We start from the raw sequence: 16,824 nt of genomic DNA on the forward strand, positions 1-16,824 counted from the left end.
ACGATTTGTTTTCTGGTTTCAGCAGTAAACTGCTTCGAAAAAGCGAAGCATACCAATTAAATGTTGGTTTTGGTTAATGAAGTGCACTTGTTGGATGAGTTGTGGAGTCCGCAGGGATGAAACGATTTCCACGAGAGGGTGGGTGAGGGGTTTATGAGCATATTTTGAGTTTTATGAGCGTTTTTTTTAGGTTATGATCACTTTTTACGATTTATGAGCGAATTACGGGGTTTATGAGCGGATTCTGCGATTTATGATCACTTCTCTTGATTTATGAGCGTTTTTTAAGATTTATGAGCACTCCTCTCTACTGAGGCACTATTTATCGCACGAAAAAACAGGGGCAGCTGGCACCCCTGCTTCATCTACTTATTTCGCTTCCAATGTTAACACGTGCCCATCTTTCACATCGCCTTCCAAAACAGTTTCATGGAAATCACCGCGTACCCAATCGTCTGCCTGGTCATGGAACCATTGTGACTTCATGTGCCCGCTTTGACCCGGGCCCACTATATGGTATGCCTTTGACAAGTCATCCAAATCGGCTACAAAACGCCAGGAGGCTCCGTGATTCGCACTGCCATCGTCTTTGAACGACGCCGCCTGAACTGTAATTCCAGACCCGCCGACAGGTTGCTTTTTCGGATCCAAGAAGCGTGCTAAAACCGGTGAAGCGCTTGACAATGGATGCGGGAAAACAAGCTGATGGAAATCGCCCCACTGCCACTTTCCGTAGTTATCCCCGTAATCCTCTTTCAAGCTTGCCATCGTTTTTTCAAACGCATCGAATACCCACTGATCGACTCCGCCATACTCCTCCACCCACGTAGAAGGATCTCCATTATACGCATTGCGTAAAAACTGATCCGTCAACTGTGGCTTGCCTGGCATGAATTCATAGACGTCCGCAGGCATATCCGAGGCAAACATCGTCACTGGCAGCTGTTTCATGAGCTTATGAAATACAAGGGGCTGCGGTGCATCCACTGAATCCATCTGATCCCAGTCCTTCAGCTGAGTTAAAATTCCTTTGTAACTCCCTTTCCTATCCATCTTTTCAATCGAACCGATCAGCGAATCCAAAAATTCTCCAGCATGTAAGTTCTTCTGATCCATCTGTAAGTCCATCATATCCTCCGCTGTAAAATCATCGCCTTCGCGAAGTACTTCTGCAATCCGCTCGTAGCGATAAGGCTGTGCCCAAAATTTTGTGATGTGATAAGGATACTTTTCATCCACCACTTCGTTGTTTGCAGTGGCGATGAATCCCTCTTCAGGATTGACAACAGTCGGCAATTCATCATACGGAACGTAGCCATCCCATCCATATTCAGATGAATTTCCCGGGACTGGCAGCTGGGCATCGCCTTGTTTACGAATGGGAATCTTTCCGTTCGCTTTGAATGCAATTGTACCGTCCGTTGAAGCGAAGACAAAGTTTTGGGCGGGTGCACTGAAAGCTTCCAATGCCGTTTCAAAGGACTCCCAATCATCCGCCTTGTTTAAATCCATAATGGCTTCAAGCTCATTGCTCGGCTCGAGTGCCGTCCACTGCATCGAAAACACCGCGTCCGGCTTTTCATCTTTATAAATGACATCTGTAATGATCGGTCCATGCCTGGTGACGACCACTTCGAATGGCACATCCTCTTCATCCTTCACGCGGATGGTCTCATCGCGGACTTCGGCTTGCTCCCATTCGTCATCATATTGGAATTGGGTCGGATCGTCCGGGTTCGGTATTTCAATATAAAGATCCTGGACGTCCGGACCAACGTTGGTTACTCCCCACGCTACTTTTTCGTTATGTCCGAGGATGATGCCCGGAATACCTGCAAAAATGACCCCGCTCACATTCTGTTCTGGCGACTTCAAATGGATTTGGTGCCAAATCGAAGGTGTGCTCAGCCCTAAATGTGGATCATCGGCAAGTAACGGCATACCGGATTTGGTTTTGTCGCCTGAGACTACCCAGTTATTGCTTCCGTTAAATTCATGCGGAAGTAATCCAGGGTCGAACTGTCCTGTGACTTGGACGGGGTTCTTCATATTCGCTTCCATAATGGATTCCGCATTTTCCGGGTAGGTGATGAACAATTCTTTAGCTTTCTCTTCAGGGTATTGATTAAGTGCCCAATGACGCATGGCTTGCGGTGTCCATTTTCCACCAAGGTCATACGCCATATACTTTCCAATCGTCAGTGAGTCAATAGGGGTCCATGGTTCGGGCTCATAGCCGAGCAATTTGAATTCATAAGATAACTTCCCATTGTCTTTTACTTCTTCGATGAATTCGTTGACACCATCTGCGTACCACCCCAACACCTGTTTCGCGTCGTCGCTATATGTGTCGAACGATTTCTCCGCTGCATTCCTTAAGCTGAACGTGCGAAACTGTTTGTCAGTGTCAATCGCTTTCGCACCGACCACTTCGGATAACCTGCCGCTCGCCTGCCTTCTTGCGAGGTCCATCTGAAACAAGCGATCTTGCGCATGTACGTAACCTTGTGCCCGGTATAAATCGGCATCGGACTTTGCATCCAAATGGGGTACACCATTTTCATCCCGAGTTACGGTAACGTTTTCGTCCAATACAGAGAGCTGAACATTCCCTTCAATCACTGCTTTTGACTTCCCTATGTAAACGTTTACAAAAATAAGTGCGGCTGCAGCAACTGTGACAAGTGTCGCTAGGATCCATAGAATGACCTTCGCCGGCTTCCCCATCCTCTTTTTGTGCTGGGCATTTTTTGCCATGGAACTCTCCCCCCATTCTAATTTTTCACAGTACTTCATTATATTCGTTGCGGCACAATAAAATCCCTTTCAAAGGAGAAAGGGATTCGAGACGTAATTATGTATGGAGAAGGTGTTAGGAGCGCTTCTCCGATTTTATGAACACTTTCCTGTTTTCACAATCACTCTGTCAGCTTGAGGAGCGGTCGTCTTCAGGGTTCTTCTCACTATCTGTGTCTGTGTCTGGATCGCCATGGATCACTTCATACAGTTCATCTTCCACTGAGATATCGGCGAGTTCCACTTTCGACCGATAAGCTGCGCGAATGATGAGATGTCCTGCAACTGGCGCTGTGAGGAATACGAACACAATGCCTAACAATACGCGGACACTGACGAAATGGTCATTAAACAAGAAGTATAGGAACACGCCGATCAGTGTCAACAAAACCGAAAGTGTGGAGCTTTTTGTTGCGGCATGCGAGCGTGTGTAGACATCGGGCAATCGAATGAGTCCGAACACACTGATGACACTAAAAATACTTCCGAAGAGGATAAGCAGGGCGCCGATGAATTCACCGATCTCGTTTTCGTTCAACGATAACCCCCCTCTCGATATATTTGGAAAAAGCGATCGTGCTGATGAATGACAGAATCCCAAGAATCAGAATGACTTCCAAATAGGCTTTCGTTCCATTCACAATCGAAACGACCCCAATTGTAGCGAGCAGATTCACACCGATGACATCCATCGCAATGACTCTGTCCGGCATGGAGGGTCCGATGATGAGTCGGAGAACGGCGATCGCAATTGTCACCGCAAAGAGCACAACGGATATCGCTAACATTGTCTTTATCATTATCGGGTCACCTCCATAATCGCTTTTTCGAAGTTTTTCAATTGTTTGATCAACCCATCTCTGGATTCTTGTACATCCATCGCATGGATATACAGCGCATCACTTTCCGGCGTGACTTCCATAACGACAGAACCAGGTGTTAATGTCAGCAACATCGAAAGCATTGTAATTTCCACTTCACTGCGCAATATCGTTTCGTACTTGAAGATTCCTGGTTCTATCTTCAAACGCGGGCTTAATATCTGCCTTAACACAACCGCACTTGACTGGATCAGTTCCCAAACAAAGATGAAGAGTAATCTAACAACCGCGTAGACGCGCCGTAAATAGAAGCGTGTACCGAAAAAACGGTGCATGAAGAATAGGATTCCGATTCCTACGAGAAAGCCTGCGTAGAACGTGGAAAAACGCAATTCGTCTTCATCGATGAGCAGCATCCATAAAAAGGCAATGAACAAGTTCAGTAACAGTTGACCTGGCATTTTTCCACCCCCTTTCTTCAGTGTTAGTTTCTCAGTAACGTTTCTTTATCCAATACGGCTTCAATATACGACTGAGGATCGACTAATGTTGCCGCCGCGTCATTCACAAATGGTGCGAGCCAGTCCGCGCCAAGTCCCATCCCGAGCGTCAAACCCCCTAATAATACGATGGGAAGCAGAGTCCGTTTCTTCAGCACAACTTGCTCTTCGCTTCCGATGATCGCTTCTCCCATGAAACATTTCAGGAAAATGCTCAATAATGAATACAGCACGAACAAGCTCGACATAAACGCCAAGGTCAGCAACACATACGTTTCCGCTTCGATTAGTCCTTCACCGAGCAGTACCTTCCCTATGAACCCACTGAACGGCGGAATTCCTGTGAGCGACAGCATGGAGACGAAGAATAGCCAGCCGAGTGCGGGATAGTTCCGTAACAACCCGCTGATTTCACCGATTTTCGCTTTACCCGTCAATGAAATCATCAAACCGCCTGCTAAAAATAGCATCGCTTTTACGACCATATCATGCAGTACATAGTAGATCGAACCTTGCAACGCAACCTCATTTCCAGCAGCAAGCCCAACCAGGATGAACCCTACTGCGATTACGACGTTATAAGCGATGATCTGCCGGATATCCCTTGATGAAAGTGCGCCGATACTCCCGCCAATCAAGGTCAGTGCAGCCATGATTCCGATAATCGACTGCGTAATCTCCGGTGAATGGTGGAACACAAGTGTGAAGATGCGCATCAGTGCATAAATCCCGACTTTCGTAAGTAATGCACCGAACAAGGCCGCAATGGCAGCGGGTGGAGCGCTGTAGGATCCAGGCAGCCAGAAATACAGCAACAATCCCGCTTTTAAACTAAAGACGAGTAAGAAGATCAGACTAATCACCGTCAGCACAGGACCTTGACCATTTTCTGTTACGCGTACCGCTAATTGTGCCATGTTGAGCGTCCCTGTTGCGCCATACAAATACGCAATTGCTAATAGGAAAAACCAAGATGCTAACACATTGATCGTAATATAGGTGAATGCTTCAACGAGCTGGACTTTGCGCCCCCCAAGTATGAGAAGGGCATACGATGCAAGCAGCATCACTTCAAAACAGACAAACAAATTGAAGACGTCACCTGTTAAAAACGAGCCGTTTACGCCCGCTAGCAAGAACAGGAAGAAAGGATAGACATACATCTTCTCGTATGCTTCTCCTATCGTCGAAAATGCGTAAAGTAAAATAATGCTGGTAACCGTTGCGGAAGCAGTGACTAATAGCAATGCGAACGAATCTCCGACAAAGAGAATGCCATATGGAGGTTTCCAACCGCCGAAATCCAATCGCAGGATCCCTTCGGATTGAATCCGCAATAACAAGTAGACACCGATGCCAGCAGAACTTGCTGTTGCCAAAAAGCTCAGTATCCGCTGCAAAACCAATGAATTGCGGAAGAATGTCAGCACGATAGCAGTGAGAAGCGGAATCAGGACAGGCAATACGAGTGCATTAGTCATCGATTTCTCTCCTTACGTCGTCCAAATTGTCAGCACCCGTTTCCCGGTAAATCCGGTATGCAAGCACTAAGAGAAATGCAGTGACAGCAAAGCTGATCACGATTGCCGTCAAGATGAGCGCTTGAGGAAGCGCATCTGCATACGTCGATCCTTCTTCCGTCAGTAAAGGCGCTCCCCCTTCTTTCAACCCGCCCATCGCTAGAATCAGTAAGTGAATGGCATGCGATAGAATTGCGGTCCCCAAAATGATGCGCACAAAATTACGCGACAGCAGTAAATAGACCGCTACCATGACGAGAACGCCTACCAGTAATGTAATTAAGGTCTCCATTCAATTCACATCCTCACTGATCGTCAACAGAATCGTCACGACAACGCCTACTACAGTTAACGCAACACCCGCCTCAAACACTAATACCATCGAGAGCTCTGTTACTCCAAACACCGGCAACGCAAAATCCCCTTTTTCCTGTGTCAGGAATTGATTGCTAAACAGCATGGGGACCGTCCCACTAGCCACTGCAAGAAACACGCCGAGCCCCGCAATTTTCTTGAAATCGAACGGAATTCCTTTGTGAACCGTTTCGATATCGTATGTCATATACAGCAACAGTAATGCCGAGGCAAGGACAAGCCCTCCCGAGAATCCACCACCCGGATCGTTGTGCCCGGAGATGAAGAGCTCGACACCGAACGTTAAAATGATGAAAACGATGATTTTCGTGACGGTGCGCAAGATGACGTCATTGATTTTCATTGCCATCACCGTCCTTTTTATCTTTTAATTTGATCAGCACGTAAACGCCAAGTCCGCCGATCAGCAAGACAACCACTTCGAGCATCGTATCGAACGCTCGGAAGTCTCCTAAAATCGCATTGACAATATTGCCGCCACCCGTGAGTGTCTTCGCGTCTTCAAAATACTTGGAAATCGGATCGAACAGGCGGTTTCCTTGGACGACCAGCGCTGTGATGACGACAATCACTCCTGAAGCGACTGCGATGAATGCATTCAACACTTTCACTGGACGGCGAGGGCGCTCTTTCTTCCAATCCGGCATGAACCGGAACGTTAGCAGGAACAACACAGTCGTCACCGTCTCCACGACAATTTGAGTAAGTGCCAAGTCAGGTGCGCTCAATACTACGAACAGAAAGGCAACTGTAAACCCTAGAACACCATTCAACAAAATCGCAATCAACCGGGAATTGATGAAAACAATAGTAACAGCTGCAGCCATCATGACGACAACAAGGATGTATTCATTGACCGTCACAATTGAATCCTCCGAAAAGTTGAACGCAAGACGCCATACAAAACTCAACGCAATCCCCATCATTGCAATGAAAAACAGGAAAATGTACGTAAAATAACGATGCAGATGCCCCGTCATGTACTTATTGGTCAGATGATAGGAGTTCCCTTCCAGCTGGATCAGCAATAAGGAATAGATCGTGTCAATCTTCCAACTGAATGGGGCAATTGTATAGATTCTTCTCCATTGCCGTAAGAAAATGTAGAGAACCGCACCAACCAGGATAATGCCAATCGTCATCCAAAGAGCAGGATTTAACCCATGCCACGCAGCAATGTGCGGGACGAGCAGTTCCGAATCACCAAAAGACGGATAGACGGACGCCATGGCAGGTTTCAAAATCCATTTCCCTAACACATTCGGGAAGAAGAACAATCCTACAATCAGGACCCCTAAAATGGACGGTGCAACGAGCATCCCGAAGTGCGGATCGTGCGCGCCGCGATCGACCCATGCGGGCTGTTGCTGCTGGCGGCCGAAAAACGTTTGAAAGACGATAATCATGCAGTAAACAAATGTAAAAATACTGGCTATCCATGCAACGATGGGAATCCAAACGTCGACTCCCGGCAAGCCCAAGTGCTGCACCGCGAGACTCGCTTCCAAAAAGAGCTCCTTACTTAAGAAGCCATTAAAAGGCGGCAACCCGGCCATTGAAAAGCTGCCTGCGAGCGCAATGGTGAAAGTAATGGGCATGAACACCGCGAGCCCGCCTAATTTACGGATATCACGTGTTCCGAGCTCATGATCGACAATCCCGATGATCATGAATAACGCGCCTTTGAATGTGGAATGGTTAATCAAATGGAATAACCCTGCAAACGCAGCAGCGGTATAGATGGTTTTGTCCAACTCCGGGATATCCAGCATGGCGGCTGAACCGATTCCGAGTAAACTCATGATCAGCCCGAGTTGACTGATCGTTGAATAGGCGAGCAGCGCTTTCAAGTCATTTTGACGGACCGCATTGAACGAACCCCATAACAGCGTCAACAGTCCAATGAACGTTACCGAATAGAACCAAAGTTCACTTTCACCGAATACTGGGATGAAGCGTGCGACCAGGTAAATCCCCGCCTTGACCATCGTGGCTGAGTGCAAGTAAGCGCTGACCGGCGTCGGTGCTTCCATAGCATCCGGAAGCCATATGTGGAACGGGAATTGAGCGGATTTCGTAAATGCGCCTAGTAGAATGAGGAGCATCGCAGGGATGAAAAGATCATACGAAGGCAGTATTTCAGCCATTCCAATCATCTCTTGGATACTATAGGTCCCCGTCATTTGGTGCATCATGAGAAAACCGACAAGCATGCCGATTCCGCCTGTCACTGTAATGAGCATTGCCTTCTTAGCACCCGCTCGGGAATTTTTCCGTTGATGCCAAAAAGCGATAAGCAGGAATGACGAAACACTCGTCAGCTCCCAAAATACGTAAAGCACCAAGATATTATCTGAAAAGACAACGCCGAGCATGGAACCCATGAACAACAATAAATACATATAAAAGCGACCGAGTGCTTCGCGTTCTGATAGATAATAAATGGAGTACATGACAACGAGCGTCCCCATGCCAGTGATGAGCAATCCTAAAATCATACTGAGGCCATCTAAATGAGTGGTGAAGTGGATATCTGCGGTGTTCAACCATCGAATAGTGTGGTGGAAGTCCCCTCCCGAAGCGAGATGTGGAATTTGGAGACTAAGAATCACGAACAAAATCAACGGAACAGGTAAAACCATCCAGCCGATTTTCTTACTGCGTACATATGTATAGAGAAACGGAACAAAAAGCGATGCCAGAAAAGGCACCAATATAAGTATTGGAATAATCATTTCGTCGTACCCCCAATCAAAAGAAAAAACACGGGTCCTATCAACAGAGTCATCTAACAGGTGGTGAAATTTAGAAAGTCGCAGTAATAATGGGACGGGGTTTTCGAGAATTCGCAGAAAGTTAACCTGACGGCTTGACGCGGATCGAAAAGCCGGCGATAATGAGTGCCATGTGAGTACAGTGAACAAGCCTGAAACTATCATTTAGTTTCAGGACTGACGTTCAAACGGTGGCGGTTGAGTTTTGGTTTCAACCTAAAGTATACACAACATTTACATCAATCGCACTTGAAGCGGTGCAGACGAGTGAGAGATCGCCTGATATCCGGCTTCTAGGGAGGTGGAGGACTACATGGGAAAAGTGAAAGGACGCATGGATGAAAGCATCCTCGTCTGTGTGTATTATGGACCAAATGGAGAGCGTCTCATTCGTCGTGGTCATCAGATGGCAAGCGCCATGGATTGCCCTCTTTACATTTTAACCGTGGATCCACGGCCATTAGATGATATGGATGCAGACAAATCCGATTACATCGACAGGTGGCGTGAACTCGCGTACCAGTTGGAAGCAGACGAATTCATCGTATCTGATAACGAAAGCAGACCCACCGCAAAAGTGATCAAACAAATTGCTCATGACCGGAATGTGACTCAGATCATCATCGGACAGACAGCGCAAAGCCGTTGGGAAGAAATTACGAAGGGCTCGTTCATGAACGTTTTGTTACGTGAAATCACGTTCGTCGATTTTCATGTCGTGTCGGTCGCACGTTCCATTAAACATGATGTGGAGGGGTTGTTCGAAAAAGGTTTACGTGCCTATCTCACGGACGATGGGGATGGGTTCCGTATCACATTCAATTACACAAAAGATGCCCGATTCGAGGGGATTTTCTTTAAAGAGACTGGAACAGATTTCAATAATGGCATCTTTAAATTCATGCATGACGGAAAGATGTGCCAGGTGAGGATTACAGATGATCGCGTGGAGGATCCGTCTCTGGTCAGTTGTAAAATTGATGTATAACTATAAATAAAAGCAGGGAATGCATTGGCACTCCCTGCTTTTTGTTTTGCCGCTATCGGTTACTTACTCCGCTGGTTCCCCGACAATTTTCACTTCACGCTCGAGATCTATACCGAAACGCTTTTTCACTTCAGCTTGAACCATTTCAATTGTCTTGATGTAGTCTGTGGCAGTTGCATGGTCTTTGTTAATGATGAACCCCGCATGTTTGGTGGAGACTTCAGCTCCACCGATTCCTTTTCCTTGAAGTCCGCTATCCTGGATCAATTTCCCTGCAAAATATCCGGGAGGACGTTTAAATACGCTTCCTGCCGATGGATACTCGAGAGGTTGCTTCGATTCACGCAAAAATGTCAATTCTGCCACTTTCGCATCAATCTTCTCCTGGTCGCCTTGCTGCAAATCGAAGTCCGAAGACACAACAAAGTACCCTTCATCTGCAATAATACTTTTGCGGTAACCGAGTTCAAGTTCCTCTTTCGATAACACAAAGAGTTCACCTTTACGATTCATAAGGGTGGACTTGACGATGACGTCTTTAATCTCCCCGCCGTATGCCCCCGCATTCATCGCCATTGCGCCACCGACAGACCCCGGTATTCCACAAGCGAATTCAAATCCAGTCAGTCCGGCTGCTGCAGCTGCTTTGGATACATCGATAATATGTGCACCCGCCTCAGCGTGGACGTGTGTTCCATTCACAGTAATCACATCCAGTTTTACGGGATGCAATACGATACCACGAACCCCGCCATCACGAACCACCATATTGGAGCCATTTCCAAGTAACAATAATGGGATGTCATTTTCATATGCGTATCGGACAGTTATTTGCATTTCATCAACCGTTTGAGGGATCACTAGTAAATCTGCATGTCCGCCAAGTTCAGTCTTAGTATAATTCGAGAGGGATTCATCCAGCAAAAGCTGTCCTCTAGTAATTGTCGTTTGTAAATCATTGAGCCATTGTTGCTTAGCCATTCTACCCAACCCTTTCGAATGTACGTACTACTCCTACAGTATGCTGTGAATCTAGTGATTTGACAAGAGGTACGGACATGTTTTTCGGATATTAAAGTGGATTTGAACATTCCCTCCGATTGCCTCTGTTTTCCGTTTCGGTGAGGGTTCGATTTCACCCTTTCAACCCCTTGCTCCTAATCCTTCGCTTTTACTCACTAAAACCGGTCTGTGTTCCGGCTTCCGTGAAGAATCCGTATATTTTTGAATACATTTGTTAAATCCCATGGTTTCTGGCGAAGATGGACTTAAGTGAACTTACAGAACACGGAGGGAAATCATGATGTTAAACTCACTATGGCTAGAAACGGCCTATCCTCGCGAAACCTATCTCCCCCCCACTTCGGATACAACGTGTGATGTTTGTATTATCGGGGGTGGACTATGTGGCCTTACCGCGGCATATTTGTTAGCAAAATCCGGTAAAAAAGTGATGTTGCTTGAAAAAGATCGAATTCTTGAAGGTGCTTCCGGAAATACCACCGGAAAACTGACTACTCAGCATGATCTAGTCTATGCGGACATTTTGAAGACATTCGGCACGGAATCCGCAAAACTCTATTATAAGACGAACGACGAAGCGATTCGGTTCGCGCAGTCCATAGCTGAAGGAGACGAACTCCGTTCAACGAATTCCGTATTGTTTGCACGAACCGACATAGGAGTGGCCGCTTTGAGGAAAGAGGCGGATGCCTATAGATCGCTTGGTATCCCTTTTGATCGGCGGTTGAATTGTGAATTGCCAATCTCCGTCAAGGAGACACTTACATTAAGTGCTCAAGCTCAACTTCATCCCGTTCGATTTGGTCAGCATATTGCCAAGCTTGCTGTTTCTGAAGGGGCGCAACTATGCGAGAAATCGGACGTCCGTTCTATGAATTTGAAAGAGAAATCCCTACAACTCGCTTCAGGGATCGTCATCTCCTTTGACGAATTGCTGCTATGCACCCACTATCCGATTGAAGCGCTCCGCGGGATGAACATAATGAAACTCGAAGTAAAACGTTCCTATCTGCTTTCCGCTCCTGCTGATATGCCCTTGCAAAGCCAGTACTTATCTGTGGATGAACCGAAACGCTCGATCCGTACTGTATTCATCGATGGCCGCCCGCATTTTTTACTCGGAGGTGAAGACCATAAGGCAGGGGTGACTGGCGATACAGATCTCAACTACAGCCGTCTAGCAGAAGAACTGCAATCCGTCTATCATCTCGGGGAACCGATCCACAGCTGGTCTGCGCAAGATCCTTCCACTCCGGATCTCATTCCCTACGCTGGACCGATTTCCGCTGCTATGCCCTATGTTCATATTTGTACAGGTTTTCGAAAATGGGGAATGACGAATTCCCTTGCAGCCGCACAAATTGTCACAGATCAAATAACAGGTCAACCGAACCCGGCCATCGCACTATATGCACCCGATCGTACGGGTTTTGGAACACTTCTACTACAAGCTTTGAAAACGACCGGCTTTGTATTGAAGGAATTTACAGGTGGTCATTTAACTAGAACGGATGCACCTATTTGCACCCACATGGGGTGCCGAACCCGTTGGAACAAAGGGGACGAAACTTGGGACTGCCCTTGCCACGGTTCACGTTTCAGAAAAGATGGCTCTGTATTGGAGGGACCTGCTACACGCCCGCTAGATCTGAAATAGGTTTCTATGAGTTGTATCTAGGAATCAGGCAGGTTACCTTCATGACAAATACGTGATCTCAATTGTTCTCTTCTGTTCCAAATAATCAGTAGGACCGGCCTCTTGGAGATTTCACTTCCATATGTAATATTGCATTATGCAATGGACTCGCATGAAATTTCAATGCTTCCTACCACTAAAAAAGCTGCCGGATGAGTGAACTGATCACTCATCCGGCAGTTTATTTAAATGCTTATTTAAATGCTTCCGTTAAAACGGGAACAATTTGCTTTTTACGAGACACAATTCCTTTCAAAATCGCCACATCATTCGCCGGCACTACGTTAAAGGCCGCCATAGCAGAGAATGCTTTTTCCCCAACCGCGATTGCAATAGAATCGTTGTTAATAATATCCGTGATGACAAATAAGAATAAATCAAGTTTTTTCACAGATACCACTTTCGCCAACAACTCTGTCAACTCTACCTTGCGATTCAATACATCGTTTAGATCCACCGCATTGACTTGCGCGATTTCCATTGTCACATCTCCGACTTCAAACGTCTTCGCATCAAGTGAAATGAGTTCTTCCAACGTCTTACTGCTAAGATCAGCCCCTGCTTTCAGCATGTCCAATCCGTAAACACTCGCATCCACGCCAGCGATTTCTGCTAGTTCATCGGCTGCTTTACGATCTTCTTCAGTAAATGTTGGTGACTTGAACAATAACGAATCGGAAATGATGGCTGACAACATGAGTCCCGCGATGTTTTTCGGTATCGCTACACCATTTTCCTTAAATAATTTGTTTAAAATCGTTGCGGTGCAGCCAACCGGCTCCGCCCGGTAGTACAGCGGATCGCTTGTTTGGAAGTTTGCAATTCTGTGATGGTCGATGACTTCAAGAACTCGCACATCCTCAATGTCATCTACACTTTGTTGCTTTTCGTTATGATCGACTAAAATGACTTGTGTCGCTTCTGCTGCCGCTCGATCGATTTGTCGAGGCGCTTCAAAGCCGAACGTTTCCAATGCAAATGCGGTCTCTTCAGAAATACTGCCAAGTCTTACGGCCTCTGCGTCCCACCCGATTTGTTGTTTCAAATATGCGTATGTAATCGCTGAAGCGATTGAATCCGTATCAGGATTTTTGTGACCAAAAACAAGTACTTTGTCCATAAGTGAATTCCTCCTAATTTGTTTACCTATTGCAGCATTCTTATCTTACCATCACGACAACGATGGCGGAAACAGAAGCATTCTGATTTCGTCTTTATTTTGTACAAAGTCTGCAATCGTATACCGATCCAATACCGCCAAATAAGCTTGCAGGGCTTCCTGTAAAACGCCTTTCAGCTGACATACCGGCGCGAGGATACATTGGTTCGATTCCCGGTTGAAGCATTCCACCAATTGAAAGTCATCTTCCGTCTTGCGAACAACGCTGCCTACATTGATATGTTCGGGACGGACCTTCAAACGGATCCCCCCTCCCCTGCCGCGAACTGTTTCTATGAAGTCCGCCTTACCGAGTTCATGCACGACTTTTGTTAAATGATTTTTCGAAATCACGAATGAGCCGGATATTTCTGCTACAGTCGATAGTTCGCCTACTGGCTTAGCAGCCAAAAAAATCAAAACACGCAACGAGTAGTCTGTATAGAGCGTCAAGCGCATCTGGTTCACCATTCCTTCTTTAAAATCGTACATTTTTGTCCATTCATTGAATGAAGTGTGACTAAAATCGAAACTGTTTTTAAAGATGTATTTTTTATATAGCTTTTCGAATTCATTAGGATTATGCTTTACTTATCAACTACGAGAGGTCGTGTCAATTATGTTATCCCAAGAAAAAATTGATATTATTAAATCCACTGTACCTGTTCTCGAGCAACATGGCAAAACAATTACAACTGTGTTCTACAAAAACATGTTTGAAGCGCATCCCGAGCTATTGAACGTGTTCAATCATGTCAACCAAGCGCAAGGACGGCAACAGACTGCACTTGCAAATACTGTACTTGCAGCGGCAAAACATATCGACAACTTAGAAGCCATCATCCCAGCGGTTGTCCAAATCGCCAATAAGCACGTATCACTCGGTATCTTACCGGAACAATATCCAATTGTCGGAAAGTACCTTCTTGGTGCCATTAAAGAAGTACTCGGAGACGCGGCAACTCCTGAAATCCTTGGGGCATGGGAAGATGCGTACGGCATAATCGCTGATGCCTTCATCGGCGTAGAAAAATCCATGTACGATGAGATGGAAGCTGAAGAAGGCGGCTGGAAATTGTTCAAAGGATTTGTCCTTGCTGATAAAGTCAAAGAAAGTGAAGTGATCACATCTTTCTACTTTAAACCAGTTGCTGGCGGTAAAGTTCCAACTTATAAACCAGGTCAATACATCAGCATTAAACTTGAAATTCCGGGCGAGAGAAATACATTGATCCGTCAATATAGCCTTTCCCAAGCACCGAACGGTGAGTCATTCCGCATTTCTGTTAAACGCGAAGGTGAAAACAACCCGAACGGAAAAGCATCCGTCTTCCTTCATGATCACCTGAACGTTGGAGATATCGTGGAACTTAGCGCACCAGCAGGTGACTTCTACCTGGAAATGGAGAACGCTACACCTGTCACATTAATCAGTGGCGGGGTTGGTGTGACGCCGATGATGGCGATGTACGAAACAATTGCAACTACAACACCTGAACGTCCTGTAGCATTCCTGCACTCCGCTAGGACTCGCAGCCACCAGGCATTCGACAAAGTCGTCCGCGAGATGGACGAATCTCTTACCACTTCCAGCTATGCAGCGCTTTACTCTGAAGAAGGTGACGGGTTCATCAACCGTGAATTCCTTGAGAAGAACGTTCTGTCCGGCAGCGACGTTTACGTTTGTGGTCCAACTCCATTCATGCAAGCAGTGATTAGTGAATTGTATGCAATGGGCATTGACAAAGAAAAAGTACACTTTGAATTTTTCGGTCCTGCGGTACAACTTGAACTAGCATATGCTTAACAAATAAAAACAAAGCCGTCATCGGTTACACGATGACGGCTTTGTTTTCGTTTCTATTTGGAACTTCTTAACGCTTTTTCAGGCAATCTGAATGAGGCGATCAACAGTGTCAACATGAGGAATAATCCGATATATCCTATGAATGGATATAATTTGTCTAGCAATACTGAGAACCCGAAGAAACTAAGACCAAACCCAATCACAAGTGTGATGAGTACGAACATACGGAAACGCGGAGTCCCTCGGCGTACAAATCTTGCACCAAAAGAATAAAACATACTGACTGCCGTATTGAAAATCATCCCATATAAGACAACCGCCATCAGAATGCCCAGAATCGGTGAAATGTCATTGATGATTGCAAGCATGGGCAAATCTGAATCCTTTACTACATCGATTTTCGAGAATATGGCTAAGTGACTGAGTAAAATCATGATACCTAGCCCTAGCCCTCCGACTAGTCCACCGAGCGCCGCTGCTTTTTCATCTTTTTCAGCTCCACCCATTACGAGTGCCATGGAAGCACCTACCGCCATATTGAATGATACGTAGTTAATCGCGGAAATCCACCAATTCGGCAAAGGTGTTGGAACTGATGTTGCTACACTGTTCAGATTAGAGAAGGAATCTGTCATGTTCGTCAAGCAATAGACCGAAACGATGATGATCGCCAGTATGAGGAAGGGTGTCACACTCCCGATAACGGCCACGACCCGATCGACTTTTAATAATATCGTTAAGAATACCAGAACGACCATGAGCAGGCTTCCTATGAAAGGAGGTAATCCAAATTGCTGATTCAAGTTGGAACCTGCCCCTGCAATCATGACGACCCCGACAGAAAATAACGTGATGACAATAACCGCATCGACGATCACTCCAAGGTATTTCCCGCTGATTGTATAGACGGCCTCTTTATGGGAAGTAGTTTGCATCCGACTTCCGATTCTCGTCAGGACCATCCCGAAATACGCAAACAGGACAGTCGAAACGATTGCTCCTATGATTCCAAGCAATCCGAAACTTGTAAAATATTGAACGATCTCTTTTCCCGAAGCAAAACCTGCTCCGACGATAATTCCTATAAAAGCGCTTCCCATCTTTAATACTTTCAAGCAATTTCCCCCTAATTGGTAAACGTGTTGAAACAAACGGTTTATTTTCTACTCTTCAAATCTTCTGAAATTTCTCCTAGAATTCCTTCCAGTCTTTTCAGTCTAACGGAATTGTCGATTGCATTCCGTATGACAAAGTAGAGCATAAACGAAAACAGAACGAAGGTGATAACGAGCACCAGCAACCATTCTCCCAATGATCCAGCCTCCTCACTCGCCAATTCTCCGGCTATTTTAACTATGTATATCG

At 46.0% G+C, this 16,824-nt stretch carries 16 protein-coding genes; 3 read left to right on the forward strand and 13 right to left on the reverse strand.

All coding sequences use genetic code 11. From position 1 onward, the window contains the following. Window positions 1–369: 369 nt before the first annotated feature. The 8 genes from ABE021_RS00260 to ABE021_RS00295 form a co-directional block, all read right to left on the reverse strand. Window positions 370–2,757, reverse strand: coding sequence for a penicillin acylase family protein (locus ABE021_RS00260; protein ID WP_430286155.1), 2,388 nt, complete (start codon window positions 2,755–2,757; stop codon window positions 370–372). A 169-nt stretch (window positions 2,758–2,926) separates the two neighbouring features. Beyond that, window positions 2,927–3,334, reverse strand: a complete 408-nt coding sequence (locus ABE021_RS00265) for a Na+/H+ antiporter subunit G (RefSeq protein ID WP_430286156.1) — start codon at window positions 3,332–3,334, stop codon at window positions 2,927–2,929. After that, on the reverse strand, window positions 3,312–3,596 hold the full coding sequence (locus ABE021_RS00270) for a Na(+)/H(+) antiporter subunit F1 (RefSeq protein ID WP_430286157.1): 285 nt from the start codon (window positions 3,594–3,596) through the stop codon (window positions 3,312–3,314). The genes ABE021_RS00265 and ABE021_RS00270 overlap by 23 nt, the downstream gene beginning before the upstream one ends. Further along, window positions 3,596–4,078: a Na+/H+ antiporter subunit E gene (locus ABE021_RS00275; protein ID WP_430286158.1), complete on the reverse strand. Its 483-nt coding sequence runs from the start codon at window positions 4,076–4,078 to the stop codon at window positions 3,596–3,598. The genes ABE021_RS00270 and ABE021_RS00275 overlap by 1 nt, the downstream gene beginning before the upstream one ends. 23 nt (window positions 4,079–4,101) lie before the next feature. Continuing rightward, window positions 4,102–5,598 (reverse strand): Na+/H+ antiporter subunit D, encoded by a 1,497-nt coding sequence (locus tag ABE021_RS00280; RefSeq protein ID WP_430286159.1) that lies wholly within the window; start codon window positions 5,596–5,598, stop codon window positions 4,102–4,104. Further along, entirely contained in the window at window positions 5,591–5,929 is a 339-nt protein-coding gene (locus ABE021_RS00285; RefSeq protein WP_430286160.1) for a Na(+)/H(+) antiporter subunit C, read from the reverse strand. Before ABE021_RS00285 ends, ABE021_RS00280 begins: the two co-directional genes overlap by 8 nt. Continuing rightward, window positions 5,930–6,355, reverse strand: coding sequence for a Na(+)/H(+) antiporter subunit B (locus ABE021_RS00290; protein ID WP_430286161.1), 426 nt, complete (start codon window positions 6,353–6,355; stop codon window positions 5,930–5,932). After that, entirely contained in the window at window positions 6,342–8,747 is a 2,406-nt protein-coding gene (locus ABE021_RS00295) for a Na+/H+ antiporter subunit A (protein ID WP_430286162.1), read from the reverse strand. The genes ABE021_RS00290 and ABE021_RS00295 overlap by 14 nt, the downstream gene beginning before the upstream one ends. Before the next feature lie 352 nt (window positions 8,748–9,099). On the opposite strand from ABE021_RS00295, the gene ABE021_RS00300 reads away from it, so the two are divergent. Then, window positions 9,100–9,774: a universal stress protein gene (locus ABE021_RS00300; protein ID WP_430286163.1), complete on the forward strand. Its 675-nt coding sequence runs from the start codon at window positions 9,100–9,102 to the stop codon at window positions 9,772–9,774. Window positions 9,775–9,837: 63 nt separating this feature from the next. Here the strand turns inward: ABE021_RS00300 and murB are convergent, their stop codons facing one another. Beyond that, window positions 9,838–10,755, reverse strand: a complete 918-nt coding sequence (gene murB, locus ABE021_RS00305) for a UDP-N-acetylmuramate dehydrogenase (RefSeq protein ID WP_430286164.1) — start codon at window positions 10,753–10,755, stop codon at window positions 9,838–9,840. A 322-nt stretch (window positions 10,756–11,077) separates the two neighbouring features. Here murB and ABE021_RS00310 point away from each other — a divergent pair, with 322 nt between their 5' ends. Then, window positions 11,078–12,454 (forward strand): FAD-dependent oxidoreductase, encoded by a 1,377-nt coding sequence (locus ABE021_RS00310; protein ID WP_430286165.1) that lies wholly within the window; start codon window positions 11,078–11,080, stop codon window positions 12,452–12,454. Window positions 12,455–12,686: 232 nt separating this feature from the next. Here ABE021_RS00310 and ABE021_RS00315 read toward each other — a convergent pair whose 3' ends face one another. Further along, window positions 12,687–13,613 (reverse strand): manganese-dependent inorganic pyrophosphatase, encoded by a 927-nt coding sequence (locus ABE021_RS00315; RefSeq protein WP_430286166.1) that lies wholly within the window; start codon window positions 13,611–13,613, stop codon window positions 12,687–12,689. 51 nt (window positions 13,614–13,664) lie between these two features. After that, window positions 13,665–14,111, reverse strand: coding sequence for an RrF2 family transcriptional regulator (locus tag ABE021_RS00320; RefSeq protein ID WP_430286198.1), 447 nt, complete (start codon window positions 14,109–14,111; stop codon window positions 13,665–13,667). 160 nt (window positions 14,112–14,271) lie between these two features. Here ABE021_RS00320 and hmpA point away from each other — a divergent pair, with 160 nt between their 5' ends. Continuing rightward, the gene (gene hmpA, locus ABE021_RS00325; RefSeq protein WP_430286167.1) at window positions 14,272–15,459 is read left to right on the forward strand and encodes an NO-inducible flavohemoprotein; all 1,188 of its coding nucleotides are present in this window, start codon (window positions 14,272–14,274) and stop codon (window positions 15,457–15,459) included. A gap of 53 nt (window positions 15,460–15,512) precedes the next feature. Here the strand turns inward: hmpA and ABE021_RS00330 are convergent, their stop codons facing one another. Both ABE021_RS00330 and ABE021_RS00335 read right to left on the reverse strand, forming a co-directional pair. Then, a complete protein-coding gene (locus ABE021_RS00330) occupies window positions 15,513–16,559 on the reverse strand; it encodes a YkvI family membrane protein (protein ID WP_430286199.1) in 1,047 nt (348 codons plus the stop codon). A gap of 56 nt (window positions 16,560–16,615) precedes the next feature. Continuing rightward, the gene (locus ABE021_RS00335; protein ID WP_430286168.1) at window positions 16,616–16,771 is read right to left on the reverse strand and encodes a hypothetical protein; all 156 of its coding nucleotides are present in this window, start codon (window positions 16,769–16,771) and stop codon (window positions 16,616–16,618) included. Between the last annotated feature and the right edge of the window lie 53 nt (window positions 16,772–16,824).

Origin of the sequence: Sporosarcina gallistercoris, assembly GCF_050459885.1 — a bacterium.
Lineage (GTDB): Bacteria > Bacillota > Bacilli > Bacillales_A > Planococcaceae > Sporosarcina > Sporosarcina gallistercoris_A.